Origin of the sequence: Actinophytocola glycyrrhizae (assembly GCF_042653545.1) — a bacterium.
GTDB classification, from domain to species: domain Bacteria; phylum Actinomycetota; class Actinomycetes; order Mycobacteriales; family Pseudonocardiaceae; genus Actinophytocola; species Actinophytocola glycyrrhizae.
The window spans coordinates 168,306-192,545 of the sequence record NZ_JBHSIS010000010.1 but is presented as its reverse complement, the minus strand read 5'-3'; the positions used below and the strand labels follow the sequence as shown (position 1 = coordinate 192,545).

The following is a 24,240-nucleotide window of genomic DNA, read 5'->3' as shown; positions in this document are numbered from 1 at the left end:
CGTGTGCCGAGAGTGACTCCTGTGGCTGATGCGACTACCTTGGGGGGTTGTGGCGAACCGGACATCAGCTTCCAGAAGCCCGAAGGGCCGCGCCTCCAGTGGCGGCTCCGGAAGCGCTGCCCGCTCGAAGGGCACGGCGGCCCGGTCGTCGCGGCCACCAGCCAAGTCCTCGGCCAAACCCGCCACCAGGTCCTCGGCCAAACCGGCCACCCGGCCCGCGGGCCGCCGCCCACCGGCACGCAAACCGGCGAGCAAGGGTTCGGTCACCCACGCGCTCGGCCGTGGCCTGCGCGGCGGCTGGAACCTGCTGGCCAAGGGCGTCGGCGGCATCGCACGCACCGTCGGCCGCACCAAGGAGCTCGACCCGGCGCACCGCAGGGACGGCCTCGCGTTCGGGCTCCTCGCCGTCGGCGTCATCGCGGGCGCGGGCATCTGGTGGCGCGCCGCGGGCCCGGTCGGCCACTACCTGGAGGTCGGCGCGCGGTCCGTGGTCGGCGCCGCCGCCATGGCGCTGCCGCTGACGCTGCTCGTCGTCGGCATCACGCTCATGCGGTCCGACCCGCAGCCGGAGAAACGGCCCCGCCTGGTCATCGGCTCGCTGCTGTTCGTACTCGCGATCCTCGGCGTGCTGCACATCTTCGCCGACCAGCCTGCCGACAACCTCGGCCGCATGTACGCGGGCGGTGCGCTCGGGTACACCTCCGGCGGGCTGCTCGCCAAGGGCGTCACCGCGTGGGTCGCGCTGCCGCTACTGGCGCTCGTGCTCGGCTTCGGCGTGCTGGTGTTCACCGGCACCCGCTTCCGCGACATCCCGAACCGGCTGCGTGAGCTGGGCATGGACCCGGAGGACCGCGAAGGCTACGAGGACGACGGCCTCGACCTGCCCGGCCAGGAGGAGGAGCAGGCGGCCGAACCGGAGCCCGTCCGGCTGCGCCGCCCGTCGCGCCGCCGTCAGGCCGCGATGTCCGAGGGCGACGCCGAGCCACTCGCCGAGACCGGCGTCGGCGAGGCGATCCCGCCCCCGCCGGAGCCCTCGCCCGCCTCCCCCGCCGTCGCCACGCCGCCGCGCAAGCGCAAGAAGCCCGCCGAGGTCGCCGAGATCCCGCAGGCCAAGGACTCGGGCGGCCAGGGCCAGCTCGCGCTCACCCCGAGGGTCGTCGACGGCGACTACACGCTGCCCGACCCGAACATCCTCGAGGCAGGCGACGCGCCCAAGACCCGCAGCCGCGCCAACGACGCCATGATCGAGGCGATCACCGGGGTGCTCGACCAGTTCTCCATCGACGCGCAGGTCACCGGCTTCACCAGGGGCCCGACCGTCACGCGCTACGAGATCGAGCTCGGTCCCGCCGTGAAGGTCGAGAAGATCACCGCGCTGACCAAGAACATCGCGTACGCGGTGGCCACCGACAACGTGCGGCTCCTCGCGCCGATCCCCGGCAAGTCCGCGGTCGGCATCGAGGTGCCCAACTCCGACCGCGAGATGGTCCTCCTCGGCGACGTGCTGCGCTCGGCCACCGCCGTCAAGGACACCCACCCGATGGTGATCGGCCTCGGCAAGGACATCGAGGGCCACATGGTCACCGCGAACCTCGCCAAGATGCCGCACCTGCTGTGCGCGGGCTCCACCGGCTCCGGCAAGTCCAGCTTCGTCAACTCGATGCTGGTGTCACTGCTGGCGCGGGCCACCCCGGACGAGGTCAGGATGATCCTGATCGACCCGAAGATGGTGGAGCTGACGCCCTACGAGGGCATCCCGCACCTGATCACCCCGATCATCACGCAGCCGAAGAAGGCCGCGGCCGCGCTGACGTGGCTGGTCGAGGAGATGGAGCAGCGCTACCAGGACATGCAGGCCAACCGGGTCCGGCACGTCGATGACTTCAACAAGAAGGTGCGCTCCGGCGAGATCACCGCGCCGCCGGGGTCGGAACGCGAGTACCGGCCCTACCCGTACATCCTCGCGATCGTCGACGAGCTGGCCGACCTGATGATGACCGCGCCGCGCGATGTCGAGGACGCGATCGTCCGCATCACGCAGAAGGCACGTGCCGCGGGCATCCACCTGGTGCTGGCGACCCAGCGCCCGTCGGTCGACGTGGTCACCGGCCTGATCAAGACCAACGTGCCGTCGCGGCTCGCGTTCGCCACGTCGTCGCTCACCGACTCGCGGGTCATCCTCGACCAGCCGGGCGCGGAGAAGCTGATCGGCATGGGTGACGGGCTCTACCTGCCGATGGGCGCGTCGAAGCCGATCCGCATCCAGGGCGCGTTCATCACCGACGAGGAGATCAACGCGATCGTCTCGTTCGTGAAGGAGCAGGCGCAGCCCGAGTACACCGACGGTGTCACGGCGGCGAAGGCGGCGGACAAGAAGGACATCGACGAGGAGATCGGCGACGACCTCGACGTGCTCCTGCAGGCCGCCGAGCTGATCGTGACCTCGCAGTTCGGGTCGACGTCGATGCTGCAACGCAAGCTGCGGGTCGGCTTCGCGAAGGCCGGCCGGCTCATGGACCTCCTCGAGAGCCGGGGCGTCGTCGGCCCGTCGGAGGGCTCGAAGGCCCGCGACGTGCTGGTGAAGCCGGACGAGCTGGACTCGGTCCTCTACACGATCCGCGGCGGCGGGCCCGCCCCGTCGGACGACGACTTCGACGAGGACTAGCACCGGACACGACGATCGATTCGCGAGGTCGTTGGTGTCGGGTGTCTGCTGGTCGGGCACGTAGCGCCCGGGGCTTTGGTGCTTAGGCGCGTTGACGGCGTGGCAATGCCCTGAAAGGCGCGTTCAGGGCGCTGAGCGCCCTGAATGGCCCGTTCACGGCACTGGTTATGCCGTCGACGCGCCATACACAGCGCCGGGTCGGCCTGTGGGTGCGTGCCCGGCGCCCGGCTGCGCGGGGCGGGTGTCATGTCCTCAATGGTGTGTTCACACGCCAGAGTTACTTCACATGAGCGTCACGGAACCGATCATCTACTGGAGCTTCAGTTCGTGCACCTGGTCGAACCGTTTGCCGGTCGCCACGTGCACTGAGCGGTCCTTGAGCCCGTAGACCACCGACCACTGCGTTTGCCCCTGCTGCACCTCGCTCAGCAGGTCCATCGCGGCGCGCCAGTCCATGCCGGGAGCGAGGCCGTCGGTCGCGGTGCGGTAGCGGTTGTCCGCGCGGCGGGTGGCCTCGTCCGTGCCGGACAGCGTGAAGTTGACCGCCGTCCGCGTCGGCAGCGCGACCACCTCGCCGTCGACGAACTCGATCGCGACGGACTTGCCGGTCGCGTCGGCCACCAGGTAGTGCAGCGGCGGGCCGCCGTCGAAGTCGACGTTGTGCTCCTCGAACACGCGCTTGGCCTCCTCGACCGTCGCCGCCGTGTCCAGCACCAGCCGGATGATCCGGATGCTGCCGACCGTCGGGCGGTCCGGCCGGGTGCCCGCCTGCGCGTCGTCCACCGCGGCCAGTCCGATCGCGAGGCCCTTCTCGTTCATGCCGTCGAACGGCAGCAGCGGGGCGTCCGCCAGCTTGCCGGCTTCCTCGGCCGGGTCGGTGACGCCCAGGTAGGACAGGTCGACCATGGACGCCGACGCGTAGCCGTCGTCCGGGTCGGTGAACAGCAGCATCGCGGGCGCGGGGTCCCAGTCGAAGTTGCGGGCGAACAGCGGGTCGTTCGCGTCGTTGGTGGCGAACAGCGAGCAGCCGAACGGGGTGGTGGGCGTCGGCTGGGTGACGTTCTTCATCCGGTCGTAGTCGCCGTCGTACCGCATGGTCCACAGCGGGTGGTCGTCCAGCTGGCGCAGCGACGTGGTGTCGGGCGGCGGACCGGAGGGCGCCGGAGGCGCAGGCGCCGCCGAGCACCCGGCCAGTACCAGGACCAGAAGCACCACGAGCAGCCGCATCCACGAGATAGTACGGCTTCACAACAGGTTACTGGCCGGTTACATTGGGATAGGTCCATACCAATGGAGGCAAAGATGCTTCTTCGCCGCGCCCTCGCGGGAGCCCTGCTCGCGGCCGCGCTTTCCGTTGCCCCACAAGCAGTCGCCGAACCCGCCGCGGTCGCCGCGCCGGGTGACGTGCTCTCCGCCCGTGCCGTCGGTGCGCCGGGCTTCTTCTACGCCAACGTCTGGACGATCACCTACCGGTCCACGTCCGCGACCGGCGCCCCGATCACGGTCAGCGGCACGGTGATCGTCCCGAAGGGAGCGAACGCCAGCACCCCGGTCGTCGGCTACGCGCCCGGCACCCACGGCCTCGGCGACCAGTGCGCGCCGTCCCGCCACCTCGAGGCGGGCGACGAGACCGAGGGCTTGCTGATCCACCAGTACGCCACCCGTGGCTTCGCGGTCGCGGTGACCGACTACGAGGGCATCGGCACTCCCGGCGAGCACACCTACATGGCCGGCCGCGCCGAGGGCAACGCCACGCTCGACGCCGTCCGCGCCGCGCTCCGGCTGCCCGGCACGGGCCTGTCCGCGAACACCAAGGTCGCGATCGTCGGCTACTCCCAGGGCGGGCACGCCGCGGGGTGGGCCGCGCAGCTCGCGCCGACGTACGCGCCGGGCCTGAACATCGCCGCGTACGCCGTCGGCGCCCCGCCCGCTGACCTGAAGGTGGTCGCCGACCACAACGACGGCGGCGACAACGCGGGCCTGGTGCTGGCCGCGGGCTACGGCCTCGACGTCACCTACCCGGAGCTGGACATCACACCGTTCCTCAACGACACCGGTCGTGCGGCGATCACCGACATCCGCGACGACTGCACCGACGAGCTGCAGACCAAGTACTCGGGCAGTTCGATGGCCGACTACACGACCGAGGACGTGCTCAGCCGTCCCGAGTGGTCGGCGAGGGTGGACGAGCAGAAGCTCGGCGCCACCACCCCGAGGGCGCCCGTGCTGCTGTACCACTCGAACGGCGACGAGATCCTGCCAGTGCGGGTCAGCGTGAGCCTGCGGTCCGCGTGGTGCGCCGGCGGTGGCAACGTGACCTTCCATCGCACCAACACCGGCCCGCACTTCGTCACGGCGGCGGTCATGAGTCCCAGCGTGACGAGCTGGGTCGCCGACCGCCTGGCGGGCCGCGCCACGACCGGCAACTGCTGAACCGCCCCGAAAGACGCTTTCGGGACGTTCGACGTCCCGAAAGCGTCTTTCAGGGCATCCGGCGGGTCAGCTCGCCTTGGCCAGGGCCTGGGCGGTCGAGACCGAGCTGGCGCCGAACTGCCGGACGGCGGCGTAGTACACGTCCGCGGTCCGGTTGCACGACCAGTTGCCGGCACAGATCTCGTACAGGTCTTCCTTGAAGTTGTTGTCGACCGTCAGCCGCGTCGACTCGTTGAACCGGCTCTGCCGCTTGTAGTTGCGGTACCCGAAGTCGTGCCGGTAGCAGGCCTTCACGAAGTTGAAGCCGAACGGGTTGTCCGGCGAGCTGGAGCAGCCGTCGGAGCTCCAGTCGAGCTGGCTCGCGTACGGCTGCTGCGCACGCACGTTCTGGAAGCCGTTGAGGCTGTAGGAGTACAGGTAGCTGTCGGTGACCTGGCGCAGTTTCGCCGGGTCGAGCGCGGCGGACGCGGTGGCGCTGCCGGCGAACACGGTGCCGGCGACGACGGCGGTGGTGACAGCTGCCCGGGCGGCACGGCGCAGGGTTGACGTGGCCACGGATGATCTCCCTCGCGGTTCTGTGAACAGGGTCTGATCAATTACGCCTGTTCCCAGATGATCGGGAAACCCCTGATCGGTTCAAATCCTGGTATCGATCGGGGAACACCTGGGTGATTGATCCGCGAGGTTGGTGTGGGTTTCCCCGCTGGGCGGGCAGGTCTCGGGGGGTGGCGAAGGGCTGTTTGGCCCCGGTTCGGGCAGGGAGCCCCTTGGGGGTGGGCTCGGGCCACCATCGGGGTTGCGTGGGGTTGAAGTCCCGCCGCGCGGGGCTTGCTGTGCGGTACCCGCGATGCCGTCAACGGCGCTTTGGCGGCGCTCAACGCCTGAAGGACGTGCCCGTGTGCCGGAACCTCTTCACATGATCTTCGCGGAATCGCTCGTCTGGAGTTCGAGGAGCATCCGCGTGTTCCCGAGGGTGTTCGGCTTGACGTAGGGCAGGTCGAGGAACTCGGCGACACCCTCGTCCGCCGAGCGCCGCATCTCCTCGTACACCTCGGCGTTCACCGGGGTGCCGTCGATCTCGACGAACCCGAACCGCGCGAAGAACTTCGTCTCGAAGGTCAGCACGAACACCCGCTGCAGGCCAAGGTCCCTCGCCACCGCCACCAGCCGCTCGACGAGCAGCCCGCCGATGCCCAGCCGTGCCACGTTCGGCAGCACCGCGATCGACCGGATCTCGGCGAGGTCCTCCCAGAGCACGTGCAGGCCGCCGCAGCCGACCAGCTCGCCGTCCACCTCGGCCACCCAGAACTCCTGCACGTCCTCGTACAGGGTGACCAGCTCCTTGGCCAGGAGCACCTTGCCGACGTACGTGTCGATGATGGACTTGATCCCTCGCACGTCGCTGATCCGCGCCCGGCGCACCACCACCGCGTCTTCACTCACAAGCACCCAACCTGCCACGTGAGACCCATCGCGGACACATCGGGCCCTGGTGGCGCGGTTGCCGGTTACCCTGAAGCACGTGTCAACACCACCACCGTCGCGTCGTGCCGCCCTGCTCACCCTCGGGTGCGCCCGCAACGAGGTCGACTCCGAGGAACTCGCCGGGCGTCTCACGGCGGGCGGCTGGGAGGTCACCGACGACAGCGAGGGCGCCGACGTGGTCGTGGTGAACACCTGCGGCTTCGTCGAGTCGGCCAAGAAGGACTCGGTCGACGTGCTGCTCGACGCCGCCGAGACCGGCGCGAAGGTGGTCGCCGTCGGCTGCATGGCGCAGCGGTACGGCACCGAGCTGGCCGAGAGCCTGCCGGAGGCGGCCGCGGTGCTCGGCTTCGACCACTACCCGAACCTGGGGGAGCGGCTCGACGACGTGGTCGCCGGCCGCGCGATCGCATCCCACGCCCCGGTGGACCGGCGCACGCTGCTGCCCATCACCCCGGTGGAGCGCAAACCCGCCGACCTGTCGGTGCCCGGGCACGGCTGGGGCCCGCGCGTGCTGCGCAAGCGGCTCGACGACGCCCCGGTCGCGTCGCTGAAGATCGCGTCCGGCTGCGACCGGCGCTGCTCGTTCTGCGCGATCCCCTCCTTCCGCGGCGCGTTCGTGTCCCGCACCCCGGACGAGATCGTCGCCGAGGGCGCGTGGCTCGCCGAGCAGGGCGTGCGTGAGCTGTTCCTCGTCAGCGAGAACTCGACGTCCTACGGCAAGGACCTCGGCCGCGAGCACGGCGGCCCGGACGCGCTGTCCCTGCTGCTGCCGCGCCTCGCCGCGCTGCCCGGCATCGCCCGCGTGCGCGTGTCCTACCTGCAGCCCGCCGAGACCCGCCCCGCGCTGCTCCAGGCCATCGCGGGCACGGACGGCGTCGCCGACTACTTCGACATGTCCTTCCAGCACGCCAGCTCGACCGTGCTGCGCAGGATGCGCCGCTTCGGCGGCACCGAGTCGTTCCTCGCGCTGATCGACCAGATCCGCGCGCTCGCCCCCGGCGCGGGCATCCGCAGCAACGTGATCGTCGGCTTCCCCGGCGAGACCGAGGAGGAGCTGGCCGAGCTGGAGCAGTTCCTCACCGAGGCACGGATGGACGTGGTCGGCGTGTTCGGCTATTCCGACGAGGACGGCACCGAGGCCGAGCGGCTCGGCGGCAAGCTGGCCCCCGAGGAGGTCGCCGCCCGGGTCGCGCGGGTGTCCGACCTGGTCGAACAGCTGACCGCGCAGCGCGCGGAGGACCGCATCGGGGACGAGGTGCGGGTGCTCGTCGAACGGAACGACGAGGACGGAGTCGCCGGCCGGGCCGCGCACCAGGGGCCCGAGGTCGACGGCGAGTGCCTGGTGCTCGACGCCGGCTCCGACGACGCGGACGTGGCGGTCGGTGACTTCGTGGTCGGCAAGGTCGTCGAGTCGGAAGGCGTCGACCTGGTGGTGCGGCCGTTAGAGGTGCTCCGATGAGTGCCACGCCCGCCGACGGCACGACGCCGTCGGAGGCGCTCGGCCCGGCCGTCGCGCAGGTGCCGCTGGTCAACATCGCGAACATCCTGACCGTCACCAGGCTCGTACTGGTGCCGGTGTTCCTGCTGGCGCTGTTCGCCGACGGCGGCGGTTCCGACGGGTGGCGGATGGTGGCGTTCGTCGTGTTCGCCGTCGGCTCGCTCACCGACTACGTCGACGGCCACCTGGCCCGCAAGTACGGGCTCGTCACCGACTTCGGCAAGGTCGTCGACCCCATCGCCGACAAGGCGTTCACCGGTGCCGCGCTCGTCGGTCTCTCCGTGCTCGGCGAGCTGCCGTGGTGGGTGACGCTGACGATCGCGGGCCGGGAGCTCCTGGTGACGCTGCTGCGGTTCTGGGTGATCCGCCACGGCGTGATCGCGGCCAGCTACGGCGGCAAGGTCAAGACGTTCGCGCAGATCATCGCCATCGGGCTGTACCTGCTGCCGCTGCCCGCCGCGCTCGACCCGCTGCTGTGGGCGGGCATGGGCATCGCGCTCGCGCTCACCGTGGTGACCGGCGTCGACTACGTGGTGCGTGCGCTGCGCCTGCGGGCCGCCCGTGGCCAGTGACCTCCGGGGAGCGACCCCCGGACCCCCGAGCCCGAGAAATCCCCTCGCCGAGCACGTCGGTGTCGATCCGGTGGAATTGGCGGGCCTGGTCGCGGCGTTGAAAGAGAGGCACGAGACGGTGGCCACCGCCGAGTCCCTCACCGGTGGGCTGGTCGCCGCGGTGCTGACCAGCGTGCCCGGATCGTCGGCCGTGGTCCGCGGTGGGCTCGTGGTGTACGCCACCTCGCTCAAGCACGGGCTGGCCGGTGTGGACGACGAGCTGCTCGCCGAACAGGGCGCGGTGCACCAGGACGTGGCCGCCCAGCTGGCCGACGGCGCGCGCATCGCGTGTGGCGCGACCTGGGGCGTCGGGCTCACCGGCGTGGCCGGACCGGACCCACAGGACGGGATCGAGCCGGGGGTGGTGCACATCGGCGTGTCGGGACCGGCGGTCGCGCAGGTGCGCACGATCGGGATCGACGGCAACCGCCACCAGGTCCGTGCGGGGGCCGTCGTGGCCGCGTTGGACCTGCTCAGCAGGCTGGCGGACCAGCGGGACTAGGGCGGCGCTCAAGTGTTGCCGTCATAATGGAGGGAACCCCGGGGCGGGTTCACTCGTTCGCCCTTGGCGTACGGACGGTGATGTCGCTGCCGATGATCGCGAGGTCTCGGTAACGTGGTCACCATGCCGGACCTTCCCGGTCCGGCGGATTGATCTTGAAGGGAGGCGCGCGATGACCGTGCTGTTGCGCGAGGCGATCGGTGATCGGCTCCGGCACGCCCGCACCAACCAGCGACGCACGCTGCGTGAGGTCTCCCGAGCCGCCCGGGTGAGCCTGGGTTACCTGTCGGAGGTCGAACGCGGCCGCAAGGAGGCGTCGAGCGAGCTGCTCGCCGCGATCTGCGAGGCGTTGGACCTGCCGCTGTCGGTGCTGCTGGCCAACGTGGCGACCGACATCGGCGCGCTCGAGTCGGTGGAGCTGCCGGAGACCGCGGAGCGGGCAGAGGCGGACAACTCGGCTCCGCGCGCGTCCGTCGGCTCGGTGGAAGGCGGACGGCTCGTGCCCGCCGTCGTCGGGGAGAACCTCGCGGACCTGCGGCTGCAGCCGGTGCTCAGCCACCGGATGGAGTCCTCGTTGCACGGGGCTGGAGCGATCTTCGCCGCGTGATCTCCGCGCAGGTACTCAGTGCCCGAAGGGGCTCTCGTGCCCTGAGAGACGCTTACGGGGCGTCGGGTGTCCCGCAAGCGCCTTTCAGGGCACTGGCTTTGGGTGGCTAGGCTCAGGGGGTGGCCGCCCTGGTGTTCGTGCTCGTCGTGATCGGTCTGCTCGCGCTGGTCACGGTGCCGTTGATGATCGTCAGCACCCGAAAGCAGCGACTGGCTGTCCCGCCTGCCGTCGGTGGGCGACAGCCGTTGCTCGGGAGCGCCGCCCAGGTGTGGGTGTCCCGTGGGGAGCGGGTGTTGCGTGAGCTGACCGCCTCGCTCGGGGAACAGCCCGGCTTCGCCACGCTTGCCTCGGACGCCGAGCAGGTGGTCATGGAGTTGCGGATCACAGCCGGGCAGGTGGCCGACCTCGACCACGTCATCGCGCGGATCCCGGTGCCGTCGCTCGAGGAGGAGCAGGCCTCGCTGGCGGGCTCGATCGCCGAGGCGAACGGGGCTCTCGCCGAGGCCGATCTGGTGCGGGCGCACCAGGCGGTTTCCGCTCGGCTGGCCGCCGCGGCGCGGCAGCGGGAGACCAGGGACGCGTTGCTCGCGAAGATGCAGGCGACCGTCATGGAGTTCGAGCGGGCCAGGGACGAGCTCGCGGAGCTGATCACGGGCACGACCAGCGCGTTGTCGGTGAACACCGACGCGGCGGCCGACCTCACGGGTAGGCTCGACGGCCTGCGGGAGGGTCTGGTCGAGGTGCGACGGGCCACCGACCCCGAGATCGGTCCGGAAGGTCAGGGCCATCCCTGATCAGTTCCTGATTTATGCCGGGTTGAGTGGTGGGGAGCGCCGGGCACCTGACACGATGGAACCCACAGTGATGACGGGGCGTTGCCATACCAACCGGTGAACGGTGGGAGCGGCAGCCGGGGATACGAGTTACGAACTGCGACCAGCGCGGAGTAAGGCAGGCGGAGGAGATGGCCAACCCGTTCGTGAAGTTCTGGAAGTACCTCATGGCGGCCTTCTCGTCGAAGATCGACGAGCACGCCGATCCCAAGGTACAGATCCAGCAGGCCATCGAGGAGGCCCAGCGGCAGCACCAGGCGCTCTCCCAGCAGGCCGCGGCCGTGATCGGCAACCAGCGCCAGCTGGAGATGAAGCTCAACCGGCAGCTCGGCAACGTCGAGAAGCTGCAGTCCTCCGCACGGCAGGCGCTGGTGCTCGCCGACGAGGCGCGCGCGAACGGTGACGAGGCGAAGGCGACCCAGTACGAGCAGGCCGCCGAGTCGTTCGCGGCCCAGCTCGTCACCGCCGAGCAGGACATCGAGGACCTGAAGACGCTGCACGACCAGGCGCTGCAGGCCGCGACCCAGGCCAAGAGCGCGGTCGAGCGCAACGCGATGATGCTGCAGAACAAGCTGGCCGAGCGTACGAAGCTGCTGAGCCAGCTCGAGCAGGCGAAGATGCAGGAGCAGGTGTCCAAGTCGCTCAACCAGATGAGCGAGCTGGCCGCCCCCGGCAACACGCCGTCGCTCGAGGAGGTCCGCGACAAGATCGAGAAGCGGTACACCACCGCGCTCGGCTCGGCGGAGCTCGCGTCGAACTCGGTTCAGGGCCGCATGATGGAGGTCCAGGCCTCCACCACGGAGATGGCGGGCAAGTCGCGCCTCGACCAGATCCGGGCCTCGATGGGTGGTGGCGCGGCCACGCCGCAGGTCACCAGTGGCTCGTCGGCGGCAACGCCGGCTCCCCAGAACATCCAGGCGGAGATCGCGCAGCGGGTCGCGCAGGAGCAGAAGGCGAACCCGCAGGGCAACTGACGTCCTGGACAGGGTTCGTGCTCGACTAGCAGGGGAGGCCGCCGATGGCGCCGCGTGGCCGGGACATCTACCAGCTGACCCAGATGGTCGGGAAGTACCTCAACAACAACCAGATGCGGACGTCCGTCGTCGCGCAGGTGCAGGAGGCACTCGCGCGGCGACAGGACGAGTCCGTCCGCATCGAGCGGCAGCGCCGCAGGCTGGAACGCAAGCGCATGTGGGCGTCCCGGTGGGCGCTCGCCTGGGCGCTCGTCTGCCTGTTCCTCGTCGTGTACGTCGCGATGGCGTTCACCGGCATGGTCGGCCCCGGTCCGGACGCGGCGATGATCGCCGGTGGCGTCGCCGCCGTGGCCGCGACCGGCGCGCTGTCGGTCCGCTCCACCCGCCGCATGGTCCTGCTCAAGCGGGCCCGCGAGGAGTTCGACCGGAAGCACCGGCCCCCGGCCGTGGCACCGGCGCGACCGCCGATGCCGCCCCGCGACTCCGCCGCCTACGAGCCGATGCAGCGGCTGGGTGAGGCGGAGGACGCACTGAACCAGCTGGTCCGCCAGCTCGCGGGCACCGACGGCACTCCCGCGTCGGTCCCGCTCGAGTCGGTGGCACACGCGGAACAGACCGGTGCCGAGGCCGCGCAGGCGCTGCGGGCCGTCGCGGCCCAGCTCGCTGCCGTCGAACTGGCCCGTGACCACGCACCGCCGATGGAACGCGGTCCGCTGATCGAGGGCGTCCGGAGCCTGCGCGAGCAGCTCGAGGAGGGCCTCAACGGCTTCCGCAGCCTCGTGGCCGCGGCAGGCCGGGTCGTGGCCGCCAGCTCGTCGGCGGGCCCGAAGCAGGAACTGGCCGACGCCACCGACCACCTCGCAGGCCTGGCGGTCGCACTCCGCGAGTTGTCAGAGCCCCGCTGACCCGTACTCACCGGGTCCGGCGGTTGATCTCCCGGACCAGGCCGGGGCCGCGGTAGATGAAGCCCGTGTAGACCTGTACCAGTGCCGCGCCCGCGTCCAGCATGCGGAGCGCGTCGGCCGCGGTGTGGATGCCGCCGACGCCGATGATCGGCAGGTCGCCGCCCGTCTCCTTCGCCACGAACGTCACCACCTCCAGCGCACGCGCGGTCAGCGGGCGGCCGCTCAGTCCGCCGGTCTCGGCGCCGCGGGCCTCGTCCCGGGGTGCCAGGCCGTCGCGGGACAGCGTCGTGTTCGTCGCGATCAGGCCGGCCACCCGGTGCGCCGCGCACACCTCCAGTACCTCGCCGATGGCCTCGTCCGTCAGGTCCGGGGCGATCTTCACCAGCAGCGGCACCGACGTCGTCAGCTCGCCGAGCAGCGTGTCGAGCGCCGCCTTGTCCTGCAGGCCGCGCAGACCGGGCGTGTTGGGGGAGCTGACGTTCACCGCGAAGTAGTCGGCGTAGGGCTCCAGTGTCCGCAGCGACCGCCGGTAGTCCTCGACGGCGTCCTCGACCGGCGTGGCCTTCGACTTGCCGATGCTCACGCCCAGCGGCACCGGCAACGGCCCCAGCGCCTTCAGCCGCGCCGCGAGCGCCGCCGCGCCGTCGTTGTTGAAGCCCATCCGGTTGATCACGGCCTCGCTCGCCGGCAGCCGGAACAGCCTCGGCTTCTCGTTGCCCGGCTGGGGGTGCCACGTCACCGTGCCCACCTCGACGAACCCGAACCCGAACGCGGGCCACGCCTTCAGCGCCCGGCCGTCCTTGTCCACCCCCGCCGCCAGGCCGACCGGGCCGGGGAACGGGATGCCGAACACGGTCCTGCGCGCGCCCCCGCCGAAGTACCGGCGCAGCCCCGCCACGACCGGTGGCACGGCACCGAGCCGGGCGGCCATCCGCACCGTGCGCTCGTGCGCCACCTCGGCGTCGCCGCCACCCATCCGGAACAACGCCCGCCGCACAACCCGCTGGTAGACCACCCGGACATCGTTTCACCGCCCGGCACGCGGCAGGATGGGGGTGTGCCAGCCGACCTGGATGCCGCCGCCGACGAGTTGTACGCCGGTGCCCGCGAGGACTTCACGCCGCGTCGCAAGGAGCTGGCGAAGGAAGCCAAGGCCGCCGGGGACGCGAAGCTGGCGGCCGCCATCGAGAAGCTCGCGAAGCCGACCACATCCGCGTACCTCGCGAACCAGCTCGCCCGTGACCCGGACGCGGACGTCGACGAGGTCGCCAGGCTGGGCGACGAGTTCCGGGAGGCGCACGCGAACCTGGCGGGCGCCGACCTGCGGACGTTGTCGCAGCGGCGCACCAAGCTCGTCAACTCGCTGGTCCAGGGGGCGGGCAAGCTCAACGGAGCGCCGCTGACCGAGGGCGTCACCCGTGAGCTGGAGGAGATCTTCACGACCGCGATCGCCGACGCCGAGGTCGCGCGCGTGCTGATCGCGGGCAGGCTGACGTCGGCGAAGGACCTGGCCGCGGCCGCCGCGGCGTGGCCGTCGGCCGACCCGGCCGCGACGCCGACAGGGGTGGTGCCCCGGCGCCCGCCCAAGCAGCAGAAGAAGGAACGCACCCCCCGCGAGGACGCCGAGCTGGAGCGCGGGCGGGCGGCCGCGAAGCAGGCGCTGGACGACGCGCGGGCCGCGGTCAAGGAGGCCGAGGCCGACCGCAAGGAGGAGGAACGGATCCTCGCCGAGACGCAGAAGGCCGCCGACGCGGCGACCGAGCGGGTGCGGCGGATCTACGAGGAGCTGGACGCCGCGGAGGCCGAGGAGAAGGAGGCGCGGCGCCGTGTCGGGTCGGCGAGCCGGTCGGTGAAGGACGCCGAGCGCAGGGCCGGGCAGGCGTGGCGGCTCGTGCAGCAGGCCGAGCAGAAACTGGACGAACTGGGGAAATAAAACAGCCCCCGGGCTTTCTCCTGCTCGCGCAGGCCCAGGGGCGGACGAGGTCCCTGAGAGCACCGGGGGCTGGGTGACTGCCTGGTATTCGCCGACCACACCGCGCGTCTCCGGCACCGGGCGAACCGGTGTCAATGCCGTGTAGCGCGGCCGGCCAAACCATGTCCGGTTGGGTGGTCCTTAGCGGACAGCCACCTCACGCGTCCTATGGGAATTCACCGTTGGACCACCTCCTCTCTCGTGTACAGCCGACATTACGGCCGTTCGCACGGACCGGCAAAGAGATTTCCGGCGATTCAACTCACGGCGAACGAGGGAACAATGGCACGAGGTGCGACGGCGTCTCCCCCGTTCGGGTGAGGTAGATTCGTCAGCCAACTACCAGTGGTCGCCGGACGCTCACCCAAAGGACACAGATGGGGTCGACCCCGCAAAGCGGTCACGGTCGGCTGGCCGTCGGGGCCGTCGTGGGGGCGATCACCTGCACGCTCTTCACGTTCGGCGCGCTCGACGACGCGGACCGCCCGGAGCAGGACCCGTCCGAGTTGGGCGCGGTGGAGCCGATCCCGCCCACCTCGCAGTCGGCAGGCTCCACCGCGACCACGACGAAGGTGTCCAGGTCCTCGTCCTCGTCGTCGGCCCGGAGCACCACCACGACCACCACGACGACCACCAGCACGACGACGACCACGACGACCACGACCACGGCCGAAACGCCCGAGCAGACCACCACCACGACGACGACCACGACGACCACCACGGCTCCGCCGCCGCCGACGACCACCACCACCTGCCGGTGGGTGATCTGCGTCGACTGAGCCGGTCCTCAGCCGTCCTGGACGACCCGCTCGTCGGTGTCGACTTCGGTGTCGGTGTCCTCGTCGATGTCCTCGTCGGTCCGGATCACCGGACGTGGTCTCGGCCTGCCGACACTGCGCAGCACCCGCGCCAGCAGCAGGTTCAGCGCCAGCGCCACCTCGCGCGACCCCGGCGTTCCCCACGCGTGGATCGGCAGGCACGCGCCCTGCGCCTGCTGCACCGCGAGCCGGTCGGGCAGCGCGACCGGCATGACGAGGTTCCCGAAGTGCTCCCGCAGCTCCTGGATCCGGTACTGGTGCTCGTAGGACTGCGGCCGCACCCGGTTCACCACCACCCCGAGCGGCGACAGGCCCGGGTTGTGCTCCGCCGCGACCTGCTCGACCGCCTCGAACGCGCGCTGCGCGCCGGACACCGCGAACAGCGTCGGCTCGGTGACCAGCAGGGCACCGTGCGCGGCGATCAACGCCGACTTCGTCAGCCTGCCCAGTGACGGGGGACAGTCGAGCAGCACCAGCTGGTAGGGCAGCTCGTCGTCGGTCAGCAGGTGCCCGAGCTCCTCGAGGGCTCTGCTGAGCTTCTCGAGGCGCCGGGGGTCGGGGTCCTGGTCGTTGAGCAGCTCGAGGTCCTCCGAGCCGACCAGGACGTCGACCTCGTCGCCCCAGCCGCTGCGCGCGATCGCGTCCCGCAGCACCGCGGCCCTCGGCGTCTCGAGCACGTCGGCGAGGGTCGCGTCCGTGTCGTCCGGGTCGAGGGTCGCCGTCGCGTTGCACTGCGGGTCGAGGTCCACGACCAGGGTGCGCGCGCCGCGGCGCTGCGCCGCCGAGGCAAGGCCGAGCACGATGGTCGTCTTGCCGACACCACCCTTGAGGCTGAGCACCGCCACCGTTTGCACGCTATGCACCCTACGGGGCCTACCCTTTCGCTTCATGCGACCGGATGCAGTTCGACTCGCGCTCGACACCGAGCTGGCCGCCGCGCGGCGGCGCCGCGACGGCGAGCCACCGCGTGTCCTCGACGTCGGCGGCGGCAGCGGCGTGCTCGCGGTGCCGTTCGCGGCCGCCGGCTGCGCCGTGACCGTCGTCGAACCCAACCCGAACGCGCTCGCGACGCTGTCCCGTCGCGCGGCCGACGCGGGTGTGCACGATCGCATCACGGCGGTACAGGCCGACAGCGACGCCCTCGGGCAGGTGGTGTCGGCGGGCTCGGCGGACGTCGTGCTCGCGCACGGCCTCCTCGAGGTGGTGGACGACCCGAAGAACACGGTCGCGGCGATGGCCGACGCGGTCGCGCCGGGCGGGATCGTCTCGGTGCTCGCCGCCAACCGGACCGCCGCGCTGCTGCACCGCGCCATCGCGGGCAGGCTGGGGGAGGCGGCGGCACTGGCCGACGACCCGGCGGGCAGGCTGCCGGAGGAGTCGCTGCTGCGCCGCTTCGACACCGACGGCCTGGTCTCGCTGCTGACCGACGCCGGGCTGACGGTGGAGCTGGTGCAGGGGCACGGGGTACTCAGCGAGCTGGTGCCGGGCTCTGTGCTGCAGCAGGACACCTCGGCGCAGGACGCGCTGGCGGCGCTGGAGCTGAAGCTGGCCCCGGCGGCGCCACTGCGGGACATCGCGGCCCGGCTGCACGTCATCGCCCGCCGCGCCTGAGCACCGGGCCGAACGGATGGGACATTCGTCCGGACTCGTGCCGGCGCGCGGTCGCCCGTTGTCGGTGGGCTCTGATTAGCTTTCCGCATGGGTCGGAGCGGGGATCTGCCACGGGGGCTGGTGGATCGCTACAAGGCGCGGGACGGGCGGTGGCCGGACGACACCGGCTGTCCGGTGCTGCACGTGGACATGGACGCGTTCTTCGCGTCCGTGGAGATCAGGGAGCGGCCGGAGCTGGCCGACAAGCCGGTCGTGGTGGGCGGCACGGGCGGGCGCGGGGTGGTCAGCTCGGCCAACTACCTCGCGCGCACGTACGGGGTGCGGTCGGCCATGCCGACGGCGCACGCGCGCAGGCTGTGCCCGCACGCGGTGTTCCTGCCGCCCACGTTCGCGCTGTACACGGCGGCGTCCTCCGGTGTGATGGCGATCTTCCGGGAGATCACGCCGCTGGTGGAGCCGCTCAGCCTCGACGAGGCGTTCCTCGACGTCGCCGGTGCGCTGCGGCGGCTGCGGATGACGCCGGGGGAGATCGGCGAGCAGGTCCGTGCGCGGGTGGCGGCCGAGTGGGGCATCACCTGCTCGGTGGGGGTGTCGTCGACGAAGTTCGTCGCGAAGCTCGCGTCCGGTTTCGCGAAGCCGGACGGGATGCTCGTGGTGCCGCACGCCGACCTCCTCGACTTCCTGCACCCGCTGCCGGTGTCCGCGCTGTGGGGGGTGGGCAGGAAGACGGCGGAGCGGCTGTCGGCGATCGGGCTGAACCGGGTGGCCGACGTGGCCGCGATGCCGCTGCCGCGGCTGCGCCGGGCGGTCGGCGTCGCGGCGGCCGAGCACCTGCACGCGCTGGCCAACGGGCACGACGACCGCGCCGTGGTGCCCGAGTCGGTCGACAAGTCGGTGGGCGCGGAGGAGACGTTCGAGGTCGACCAGACCGACCGCGAGGTGCTCAGACAGGAGCTGCTACGCCTGTCGGAACGCACCGCGGCGACGCTGCGGCGCCGCGGTCTGCGCGGCCGCACGGTGTCGATCAAGGTCCGCTTCGGCGACTTCACCACCATCACCCGCTCCCGGACGCTGCCGGTGGCCATGGACGTCACGCAGGAGCTCTACCGCGCCGCCTGCCGCCTGCTCGACGAACAGACCCCGCCGGGTGCGGTCCGCCTGATCGGCGTGCGGGTGGAACAACTGGAGGAGGGTGCGGCGGGTGGTCAGCAGCTGTTCCTGGACGCCCCGGAACGCGGCTGGCGCGACGCGGACCAGGCCGCCGACCAGGCCCGTGCCAAGTTCGGCGGCGCCGCCATCCGCCCGGCGACGCTGCTGACCCCACGCGGCGAGAAGCCGGTCGAGCCGACCCGCCGCGAGCGGTGACGCCGCCGTGCGGCCTGCGACCGATGGGGAAGGGCGCAGCGTCCGGCGTGCTCGCCTGGCTCGGTCAGCAGGTGTAGAGGCTGTTGGGGTGCACGCGTTCGCAGTAGCGGACGTGCAGGTGGTTGTCGTGGTTGGCGTACTGCGTGGTCAGGCCCTCGCCGATCAGGACCGGGTCGTTGAAGAAGATCAGGCGTACGTGCCCGGACGCGGACGAGCGGATGGCCTGCACCAGTGCGCGGGTGGCGGCGCGGTCGTAGGTCGCGGACTGCCACGTGATCCGGCCCGCCGTGCACTGGGCGTTGTCGGTGCGGACCGGCCACAGGTCGACGTCCAGGCCGACCGCGTGGCTGCCGTGGCCGGGGATCGAGCCGCCGTGCTCGAAACCCGCGTCGCCCAACGGGACCTGGCCCTGACCGGTCGCGGCGAACGTGCGGGCCGCGCGCTCCAGCTGGGCGACCGCCGCCGCCGTCGCCCAGTTCGCGGTGCCGTTGCCGTCCGGGTCCTTGTCGCAGAGCCCGGCCGCCAGGTCGGGATAGCCGTAGTGCCACACGAGGTTCCGCCACGTCGTCGGACCGGCCACGCCGTCGACGCCGATGCCCGCGTGGGACTGGAAGCCGCGGACCGCCGTCGTCACCGACGCGTCGAACACGCCGTTCACCGGCAACGACAGCCTGCGCTTCTCGTTCAGCTCCACCTGCAGCGCGCGGACGGCCGCGCCGCTCGCGCCCTCGCGGAGGAGGGGCACCAGCGCGCCCCAGGTGGCCGGGCCGACGATGCCGTCGACCGCGAGCCCCCTGGCGGACTGGAACGCGCGGACCGCGGTGGTGGTCGCCGGGCCGAACACGCCGTCGGCCGTGACCGCGTGGCCGTCGTGGGTCAGCAGGTGCTGGATCGCGAGCACGTCCGCGCCGCGGTTGCCGGTGCTCTGGGTGTGGAAGAACGCGTTCGGGTAGGCGAGTGCCGGGGTGCCGGAACAGAACCCGGCGAGCACGACGAACAGGATGACGAGAACTCGACGCATACTCACCAACAGTATCGAGTTTTCGTCAATCCTCCACGGAGTAGCATTCCCAGTTATGGTGCCCGTCGGCAACCTGGTCCTGCTGGTGGTCGTGGTGATCGCCCCCACGCTGCTGTTCTGGGTCCTGTCGCGGGTGCCGAGGACCGTCGACGCCGTCGGCGCGTACCTCCGCAGGCGCCGCCGGGGACCGGAACCAGCCTGCCCGCCCATCGAACGGCTCGCCGCCGACCTGCGCAGGGTCCACCGGACGCTCGCCGAGTTCCCGCCGGGTACACCCGCGGTCCGGCGCCGCGCGACCAGGGCGGCCTACGACGCGCTGCTGGTGCAGGCATGCGCCGCGGTCGACGTGCCGCACCGGCTCCACTGTCTCGGCGAGGGCGTGGACCGCGAGGTCGAACGCCTCCGCGTCGAGGAGGCGCTGCGCTCCGCGGGCGTCCGCGTCGGCTGAGAGGGCCGCGTCAGCCGACCAGCGCAGGCAGTACGTCGCCCAGCGACTCGCGCAGCACGATCGCCGCCATCTCGTCGTACGGCGTCTCCGACGCGTTGCAGATCATCACGGTCGCCCCTGCCCGCGCCGCGAGACCGACCAGCCCGGCGGCGGGCTGCACCGAAAGCGAGCTGCCGACCGCCAGCATCAGGTCGCTCGCCAGCACGGCGTCCCTGGCCGCCTCGAGCACCGTCATCTCCAGCGGCTGGCCGAACGAGATCGTCGCCGACTTGAGGATCCCGCCGCACACCCGGCACGTCGGGTCCGGGTTGCCGTCCGCGACCCGCTCGAGCGCCTCGCTCATCGGCCTGCGCTCGTTGCACTGCAGGCACACGGTCTCGTGCATCGTGCCGTGCAGCTCCAGCACCGACGTCGAACCCGCGCTCTGGTGCAGCCCGTCGATGTTCTGCGTCACCAGCGACACCAGCCGCCCGGCCCGTTCCAGCTTCACCAGCGCCCGGTGCGCGTCGTTGGGCCGCGCCTGCCACACCGGGTGCGTCAGCCGCGCCTGCCACGACGTGCGCCGCACCTCCGGGTCGTCGCGGTAGGCCTGGAAGCTCGACAGCCGCTCCGCCTTCGGGTCGCGGGTCCACAGCCCGTTGGGTCCCCGGAAGTCCGGGATCCCCGAGTCCGTGGAGATGCCGGCGCCGGACAGCACCGTGATCCGCTGCGCCCCGGACACCACGGCGATGCCGTCCGCCAGCTCGTCCGGCTCCCTCACCAGCTGCCACCTCTCCGCCACGGCCCCGCAGACACCACCGCCGCGGGAGTACCCCACCATCCGAGTATCGCCGCCCGCGAACTCTAGTGAGCGGCCGCCCACGCCAGGACGTCGTCCGCCGACCTCGTGTTGATCACCCGTTCGGGTGGTATTCCGCACTCTTCGGCCCGCTCACAGCCGTACGGCAGCCAGTCGAGCTGGCCCGGCGCGTGGGCGTCGCTGTCGATCGTGAACACGCAGCCGATCTCGAGCGCGAGGCTCAGCAGCCGCCTCGGCGGGTCGAGCCGGTCGGGTCGCGAGTTGATCTCCACGGCCACGTCGCCTGCCTGGCAGGCCGCGAACACGGCTTCCGCTTCGAACTCCGACTCCGGCCGCTGCCTGCCCTTGACCCTCCTTCCGGTGCAGTGACCGAGGACGTCCAGGTGCGGGTTGGCGATCGCGGCCAGCATCCGGGCGGTCATCTCGGCACGGGCCATCCGCAGCTTCGAGTGCACGCTGCCGACCACCACGTCCAGCCTGGCCAGCAGCTCCGGCAGCTGGTCGAGGGCGCCGTCGTCGAGGATGTCGACCTCGATCCCGGTCAGGATCCGGAACGGCGCCAGCTCCTCGTTGAGGCCCGCGACGACGTCCAACTGCTTGCGCAACCGCTCGGCGCTCAACCCGTTCGCGACCGTCAGGCGGGGGGAGTGGTCCGTCAGGACCATCCAGTCGTGCCCCAGAAGGATGGCGGTCTCCGCCATTTCCCTGATCGGGCTGCCGCCGTCCGACCAGTCCGAGTGGGTGTGGCAGTCGCCCCGCAGCTCCGCACGCATGGCCTCGCCGCCCGCCACGGGCGTCAGCCCGCCTGCCAGGAGTCGCTGCAGGTACGCGGGGGACTCGCCGCGCGCCGCCTCGGTGATCACGGCGGCGGTGGTCCGGCCGATGCCCGGCAGCGCGGTCAGCGTCCCCGCACGTAGACGCGAGGCGAGCTCGCCGTCCGGCAGCCCGGTGACCACGAGCGCGGCCTTGCGGAACGCCTGCACCTTGTGGGTCGGCTCGGCCGCCCGCTCCAACAGGAACGCGATCTGCCGCAGCGCGGTCGCCGGTTCCACTCAACCCACCTGAAGGGGTCGGCGGGGGCGCGTGACACACTCGCGGAAGGCCGGGTTTTGCTGATGCATACGACCATGATTCCGGATCGGGTAGTCGCGGAGCCTCGCGGCTCGTATCCTGGACGTGACGCCCCCACCGCGGGGCGCCCGCCGGGTCCGGCGGCCAAGACCCGTGATCGCCCGGCGCTCGCGACCGCTGTGCCGGAGGAGGAACGAATGCCACTCTCCGAGCACGAGCAGCGACTGCTCGACCAGATTGAGCGTGCGCTTTACGCCGAGGATCCCAAGTTCGCATCCAGCGTGCGGGGTGCACGTCTTCGCCGCCCCTCGCGGCGTCGACGCCTGCAGGGCATCGCGCTGTTTGTGCTGGGTGTCGCGCTTCTGGTCCTGGGAGTCATCCTGCCGCTGAAGCCTGGCGGTGTCCCGGTAGTCAGCTTGCTCGGCTTCCTGGTCATGTTCTTGGGCGCGCTGCTCACGCTCTCCGCGATGCGAAACGGAAGCGCGGAAGGCGAGGAGAGCGCTGAGGGCGATGGCGGCGGAGGCTCGCCGAAGGCGCGCCGAAGCTCGTTCTCGCAACGCATGGAGGACCGCTTCCGCAAGCGGTTCGAAGACGGACCGTAACCAGAGCATGACGGAACGTCGGGTGCCCTCGCGGCACCCGACGCTCTTCTGTGCGTGACCTCCGACGCAACTTCGATGACTTATTGCCGGTTACCGGTCAGTATCGGCATGGCTCTCGTCACAGCGATGGAGGTTGGCCATGGCTTTGCGCATCCCGGAGCACGCACAGTGGGCACGTCTGGTGGAGCGGGTCGCCCAGTTGGCCCCGGACGGTTTCGCCGGCGACCGGCTGAGAAACCTGTACGAGGGACGGTGGCAGGACGGCGGCGAGCGGTCGCCGATGGTGTCCCCTGTCGACCAGTCCACGATCGGTCAGCTGTCCAAGGTCGATGAGCCCACCGCGCTCAAGGCGGTCGCGGCGGCGCACCAGCAGCACCGCGAGTGGGCCGGTGTGCCGCTCGCCGAACGCAAGGCCAGGGTCACGGCCGCCGTCGACGCGATGACCGACGCGCGTGACGACCTTGCCCTGCTGCTCGCGTGGGAGATCGGCAAGCCGTGGAAGCTCGCGTGCGCCGACGTGGACCGCGCGCTGGACGGCGTCCGCTGGTACCTCGAGAACGTCGACGCGATGCTCGCGACCGACGCGCACGGCCGTCCGTTCGAGCGGGCTCCGCTGCCCGGCCCGGTGTCCAACATCGCGAGCTGGAACTACCCGATGTCGGTGCTGGTACACGCGGAGCTGGTGCAGCTGCTGGCGGGCAACGCGGTGGTGGCGAAGACCCCGACGCAGGGCGGCGCGGTGTGCCTCACCGTCGCCCACGCGCTCATGAACGACGCGGGCCTGCCGGTCACGCTGCTGTCCGGCGACGGCTCGAAGCTGTCGGGCGCGCTGGTGCGGTCGATGGAGATCGGCGCGCTCGCGTTCGTCGGCGGCCGCGACAACGGCGGCAAGGTCGCCGCGCAGCTCGTCGACACCGGCAAACGGCACATGCTCGAGCAGGAAGGCCTGAACTGCTGGGGCATCTGGGAGTTCTCCGACTGGGACGGCCTGGCCGCGCACCTGAAGAAGGGCTTCGAGTACGCGAAGCAGCGATGCACCGCCTACCCGAGGTTCGTGGTGCAGCGCGACCTCGTCGACTCGTTCCTCGCGACGTACCTGCCGGTGGTGCGGTCGATCAGGTTCGGGCACCCGCTCGCCGTCGACGAGACCGGTGACCTGCCGGTGCTGGACTTCGGGCCGATGATCTCCTCGGCGAAGGCGCGGGACCTGGCCAAGCGGGTCGACGAGGCACTGCACCACGGCGCCGTGCCGCTCTACCGCGGGTCGCTGGACCAGGGCCGGTTCCTGCCGGGGCAGGACACGTCCGCGTACGTCGCGCCGACCACGCTGCTCGCCCCGCCCGGCGCCGCCCGGCTCATGCACGAGGAGCCGTTCGGCCCGGTGGACACGATCGTCGTGGTGGACACCAAGGCCGAGCTGCTCGCGCAGATGAACGCGTCCAACGGCGCGCTCGTCGCGAGCATCGCGTGCGACGACCAGGAGCTGGCGACCGAGCTGGCCGAGCACGTGCAGGCGTTCAAGGTCGGCATCAACAAGCCCCGTTCCCGTGGTGACCGCGAGGAGCCGTTCGGCGGCCGGGGCGGTTCGTGGAAGGGCGCCTTCGTCGGCGGCGAGCACCTGGTGCACGCGGTCACACAGGGCCCGGAGGACGAACTGCTGTACGGCAACTTCCCCGGCTACAACCGCTACCCAACGGTCTAACCCCACCCAACACCGACAACCCCCGCGAGTCCCCCGTTCAAGACCCGCGAGTCCCGCGTTCAGAACCCGCGAGTTCCCCGTTCAGAACCGCTGAGTCTGCCTTTCGTGCCAATGCCGGTGGAGGCGAGTCGTCAGCTTGCGGGTCGTGAACAGGGAACTCGCGCGTCCCGAACAGGGGACTCGCGGGTTCTGAACAGGGGACTCGCGGGTTCTGAATGGGGGACTCGCGGGTTCTGAATGGGGGACTCGCGGGTTCTGAATGGGGGACTCGCGGGTTCTGAATGGGGGACTCGCGGGTTCTGAATGGGGGACTCGCGG

The 24,240-nt window shown here is 71.2% G+C and carries 24 protein-coding genes; 15 read left to right on the top strand and 9 right to left on the bottom strand.

The window, feature by feature from the left end:
• Nucleotides 1–49: 49 nt before the first annotated feature.
• Nucleotides 50–2,665, top strand: coding sequence for an FtsK/SpoIIIE family DNA translocase (locus ACFPCV_RS22550; protein ID WP_378058273.1), 2,616 nt, complete (start codon nucleotides 50–52; stop codon nucleotides 2,663–2,665).
• Nucleotides 2,666–2,974: 309 nt separating this feature from the next.
• Here the strand turns inward: ACFPCV_RS22550 and ACFPCV_RS22545 are convergent, their stop codons facing one another.
• The gene (locus tag ACFPCV_RS22545; RefSeq protein ID WP_378058272.1) at nucleotides 2,975–3,892 is read right to left on the bottom strand and encodes a carcinine hydrolase/isopenicillin-N N-acyltransferase family protein; all 918 of its coding nucleotides are present in this window, start codon (nucleotides 3,890–3,892) and stop codon (nucleotides 2,975–2,977) included.
• A 75-nt stretch (nucleotides 3,893–3,967) separates the two neighbouring features.
• Here ACFPCV_RS22545 and ACFPCV_RS22540 point away from each other — a divergent pair, with 75 nt between their 5' ends.
• Nucleotides 3,968–5,098 (top strand): lipase family protein, encoded by a 1,131-nt coding sequence (locus tag ACFPCV_RS22540; protein WP_378058271.1) that lies wholly within the window; start codon nucleotides 3,968–3,970, stop codon nucleotides 5,096–5,098.
• Between the two features lie 66 nt (nucleotides 5,099–5,164).
• Here ACFPCV_RS22540 and ACFPCV_RS22535 read toward each other — a convergent pair whose 3' ends face one another.
• Nucleotides 5,165–5,653 carry a phospholipase gene (locus tag ACFPCV_RS22535; RefSeq protein ID WP_378058270.1) on the bottom strand — a complete coding sequence of 163 codons (489 nt, stop codon included), beginning with the start codon at nucleotides 5,651–5,653 and terminating at the stop codon, nucleotides 5,165–5,167.
• A gap of 357 nt (nucleotides 5,654–6,010) precedes the next feature.
• On the bottom strand, nucleotides 6,011–6,541 hold the full coding sequence (locus ACFPCV_RS22530) for an amino-acid N-acetyltransferase (protein ID WP_378058269.1): 531 nt from the start codon (nucleotides 6,539–6,541) through the stop codon (nucleotides 6,011–6,013).
• A gap of 79 nt (nucleotides 6,542–6,620) precedes the next feature.
• On the opposite strand from ACFPCV_RS22530, the gene rimO reads away from it, so the two are divergent.
• The 7 genes from rimO to pspM all read left to right on the top strand — a co-directional run bounded on the left by rimO (nucleotide 6,621) and on the right by pspM (nucleotide 12,513).
• Entirely contained in the window at nucleotides 6,621–8,042 is a 1,422-nt protein-coding gene (rimO, locus tag ACFPCV_RS22525) for a 30S ribosomal protein S12 methylthiotransferase RimO (RefSeq protein WP_378058268.1), read from the top strand.
• Nucleotides 8,039–8,653, top strand: a complete 615-nt coding sequence (gene pgsA, locus ACFPCV_RS22520) for a CDP-diacylglycerol--glycerol-3-phosphate 3-phosphatidyltransferase (RefSeq protein WP_378058267.1) — start codon at nucleotides 8,039–8,041, stop codon at nucleotides 8,651–8,653. The genes rimO and pgsA overlap by 4 nt, the downstream gene beginning before the upstream one ends.
• 97 nt (nucleotides 8,654–8,750) lie before the next feature.
• Nucleotides 8,751–9,194, top strand: coding sequence for a CinA family protein (locus tag ACFPCV_RS22515; protein WP_378058266.1), 444 nt, complete (start codon nucleotides 8,751–8,753; stop codon nucleotides 9,192–9,194).
• Between the two features lie 172 nt (nucleotides 9,195–9,366).
• A complete protein-coding gene (locus ACFPCV_RS22510) occupies nucleotides 9,367–9,801 on the top strand; it encodes a helix-turn-helix domain-containing protein (protein WP_378058265.1) in 435 nt (144 codons plus the stop codon).
• Nucleotides 9,802–9,920: 119 nt separating this feature from the next.
• Nucleotides 9,921–10,595, top strand: a complete 675-nt coding sequence (locus ACFPCV_RS22505) for a hypothetical protein (RefSeq protein WP_378058264.1) — start codon at nucleotides 9,921–9,923, stop codon at nucleotides 10,593–10,595.
• Nucleotides 10,596–10,765: 170 nt separating this feature from the next.
• Nucleotides 10,766–11,608, top strand: coding sequence for a PspA/IM30 family protein (locus ACFPCV_RS22500; protein ID WP_378058263.1), 843 nt, complete (start codon nucleotides 10,766–10,768; stop codon nucleotides 11,606–11,608).
• A gap of 44 nt (nucleotides 11,609–11,652) precedes the next feature.
• The gene (pspM, locus tag ACFPCV_RS22495; RefSeq protein WP_378058262.1) at nucleotides 11,653–12,513 is read left to right on the top strand and encodes a phage shock envelope stress response protein PspM; all 861 of its coding nucleotides are present in this window, start codon (nucleotides 11,653–11,655) and stop codon (nucleotides 12,511–12,513) included.
• Between the two features lie 7 nt (nucleotides 12,514–12,520).
• Here pspM and ACFPCV_RS22490 read toward each other — a convergent pair whose 3' ends face one another.
• Nucleotides 12,521–13,528, bottom strand: coding sequence for a quinone-dependent dihydroorotate dehydrogenase (locus tag ACFPCV_RS22490; protein ID WP_378058261.1), 1,008 nt, complete (start codon nucleotides 13,526–13,528; stop codon nucleotides 12,521–12,523).
• A 42-nt stretch (nucleotides 13,529–13,570) separates the two neighbouring features.
• Here ACFPCV_RS22490 and ACFPCV_RS22485 point away from each other — a divergent pair, with 42 nt between their 5' ends.
• Entirely contained in the window at nucleotides 13,571–14,446 is an 876-nt protein-coding gene (locus ACFPCV_RS22485) for a hypothetical protein (RefSeq protein ID WP_378058260.1), read from the top strand.
• Between the two features lie 439 nt (nucleotides 14,447–14,885).
• On the opposite strand, the gene ACFPCV_RS22480 is transcribed toward ACFPCV_RS22485, so the two are convergent.
• Both ACFPCV_RS22480 and ACFPCV_RS22475 read right to left on the bottom strand, forming a co-directional pair.
• Nucleotides 14,886–15,236 (bottom strand): hypothetical protein, encoded by a 351-nt coding sequence (locus ACFPCV_RS22480; protein ID WP_378058259.1) that lies wholly within the window; start codon nucleotides 15,234–15,236, stop codon nucleotides 14,886–14,888.
• A gap of 36 nt (nucleotides 15,237–15,272) precedes the next feature.
• The gene (locus ACFPCV_RS22475; protein ID WP_378058258.1) at nucleotides 15,273–16,157 is read right to left on the bottom strand and encodes a ParA family protein; all 885 of its coding nucleotides are present in this window, start codon (nucleotides 16,155–16,157) and stop codon (nucleotides 15,273–15,275) included.
• 34 nt (nucleotides 16,158–16,191) lie between these two features.
• Here ACFPCV_RS22475 and ACFPCV_RS22470 point away from each other — a divergent pair, with 34 nt between their 5' ends.
• Together ACFPCV_RS22470 and ACFPCV_RS22465 are read left to right on the top strand one after the other, a co-directional pair.
• Entirely contained in the window at nucleotides 16,192–16,914 is a 723-nt protein-coding gene (locus tag ACFPCV_RS22470) for a class I SAM-dependent methyltransferase (RefSeq protein WP_378058257.1), read from the top strand.
• 87 nt (nucleotides 16,915–17,001) lie between these two features.
• A complete protein-coding gene (locus ACFPCV_RS22465) occupies nucleotides 17,002–18,279 on the top strand; it encodes a DNA polymerase IV (protein ID WP_378058256.1) in 1,278 nt (425 codons plus the stop codon).
• Between the two features lie 64 nt (nucleotides 18,280–18,343).
• Here the strand turns inward: ACFPCV_RS22465 and ACFPCV_RS22460 are convergent, their stop codons facing one another.
• The gene (locus ACFPCV_RS22460) at nucleotides 18,344–19,300 is read right to left on the bottom strand and encodes a penicillin-insensitive murein endopeptidase (protein ID WP_378058255.1); all 957 of its coding nucleotides are present in this window, start codon (nucleotides 19,298–19,300) and stop codon (nucleotides 18,344–18,346) included.
• Between the two features lie 55 nt (nucleotides 19,301–19,355).
• Here ACFPCV_RS22460 and ACFPCV_RS22455 point away from each other — a divergent pair, with 55 nt between their 5' ends.
• Nucleotides 19,356–19,748, top strand: coding sequence for a hypothetical protein (locus tag ACFPCV_RS22455; protein ID WP_378058254.1), 393 nt, complete (start codon nucleotides 19,356–19,358; stop codon nucleotides 19,746–19,748).
• Between the two features lie 10 nt (nucleotides 19,749–19,758).
• Here ACFPCV_RS22455 and ACFPCV_RS22450 read toward each other — a convergent pair whose 3' ends face one another.
• Together ACFPCV_RS22450 and ACFPCV_RS22445 are read right to left on the bottom strand one after the other, a co-directional pair.
• Complete coding sequence (locus ACFPCV_RS22450) at nucleotides 19,759–20,511, bottom strand: SIR2 family NAD-dependent protein deacylase (RefSeq protein ID WP_378058729.1); 753 nt, start codon at nucleotides 20,509–20,511, stop codon at nucleotides 19,759–19,761.
• An 80-nt stretch (nucleotides 20,512–20,591) separates the two neighbouring features.
• Nucleotides 20,592–21,599, bottom strand: a complete 1,008-nt coding sequence (locus ACFPCV_RS22445; RefSeq protein ID WP_378058253.1) for a PHP domain-containing protein — start codon at nucleotides 21,597–21,599, stop codon at nucleotides 20,592–20,594.
• Nucleotides 21,600–21,815: 216 nt separating this feature from the next.
• Here ACFPCV_RS22445 and ACFPCV_RS22440 point away from each other — a divergent pair, with 216 nt between their 5' ends.
• The gene (locus tag ACFPCV_RS22440; RefSeq protein ID WP_378058252.1) at nucleotides 21,816–22,220 is read left to right on the top strand and encodes a DUF3040 domain-containing protein; all 405 of its coding nucleotides are present in this window, start codon (nucleotides 21,816–21,818) and stop codon (nucleotides 22,218–22,220) included.
• Between the two features lie 139 nt (nucleotides 22,221–22,359).
• Nucleotides 22,360–23,922, top strand: a complete 1,563-nt coding sequence (locus ACFPCV_RS22435; protein ID WP_378058251.1) for an aldehyde dehydrogenase family protein — start codon at nucleotides 22,360–22,362, stop codon at nucleotides 23,920–23,922.
• The last annotated feature ends 318 nt before the right edge of the window (nucleotides 23,923–24,240 follow it).

Excerpts from the sequence above, each read along its gene's own strand:
- ACFPCV_RS22545 (WP_378058272.1), bottom strand. The coding sequence starts at position 3,892 with ATGCGGCTGCTCGTGGTGCTTCTGGTCCTGGTACTGGCCGGGTGCTCG.
- ACFPCV_RS22540 (WP_378058271.1), top strand. The coding sequence starts at position 3,968 with ATGCTTCTTCGCCGCGCCCTCGCGGGAGCCCTGCTCGCGGCCGCGCTT.
- pgsA (WP_378058267.1), top strand. The coding sequence starts at position 8,039 with ATGAGTGCCACGCCCGCCGACGGCACGACGCCGTCGGAGGCGCTCGGC.
- ACFPCV_RS22510 (WP_378058265.1), top strand. The coding sequence starts at position 9,367 with ATGACCGTGCTGTTGCGCGAGGCGATCGGTGATCGGCTCCGGCACGCC.
- ACFPCV_RS22500 (WP_378058263.1), top strand. The coding sequence starts at position 10,766 with ATGGCCAACCCGTTCGTGAAGTTCTGGAAGTACCTCATGGCGGCCTTC.
- pspM (WP_378058262.1), top strand. The coding sequence starts at position 11,653 with ATGGCGCCGCGTGGCCGGGACATCTACCAGCTGACCCAGATGGTCGGG.
- ACFPCV_RS22470 (WP_378058257.1), top strand. The coding sequence starts at position 16,192 with ATGCGACCGGATGCAGTTCGACTCGCGCTCGACACCGAGCTGGCCGCC.
- ACFPCV_RS22465 (WP_378058256.1), top strand. The coding sequence starts at position 17,002 with ATGGGTCGGAGCGGGGATCTGCCACGGGGGCTGGTGGATCGCTACAAG.
- ACFPCV_RS22460 (WP_378058255.1), bottom strand. The coding sequence starts at position 19,300 with ATGCGTCGAGTTCTCGTCATCCTGTTCGTCGTGCTCGCCGGGTTCTGT.
- ACFPCV_RS22455 (WP_378058254.1), top strand. The coding sequence starts at position 19,356 with ATGGTGCCCGTCGGCAACCTGGTCCTGCTGGTGGTCGTGGTGATCGCC.
- ACFPCV_RS22440 (WP_378058252.1), top strand. The coding sequence starts at position 21,816 with ATGCCACTCTCCGAGCACGAGCAGCGACTGCTCGACCAGATTGAGCGT.
- ACFPCV_RS22435 (WP_378058251.1), top strand. The coding sequence starts at position 22,360 with ATGGCTTTGCGCATCCCGGAGCACGCACAGTGGGCACGTCTGGTGGAG.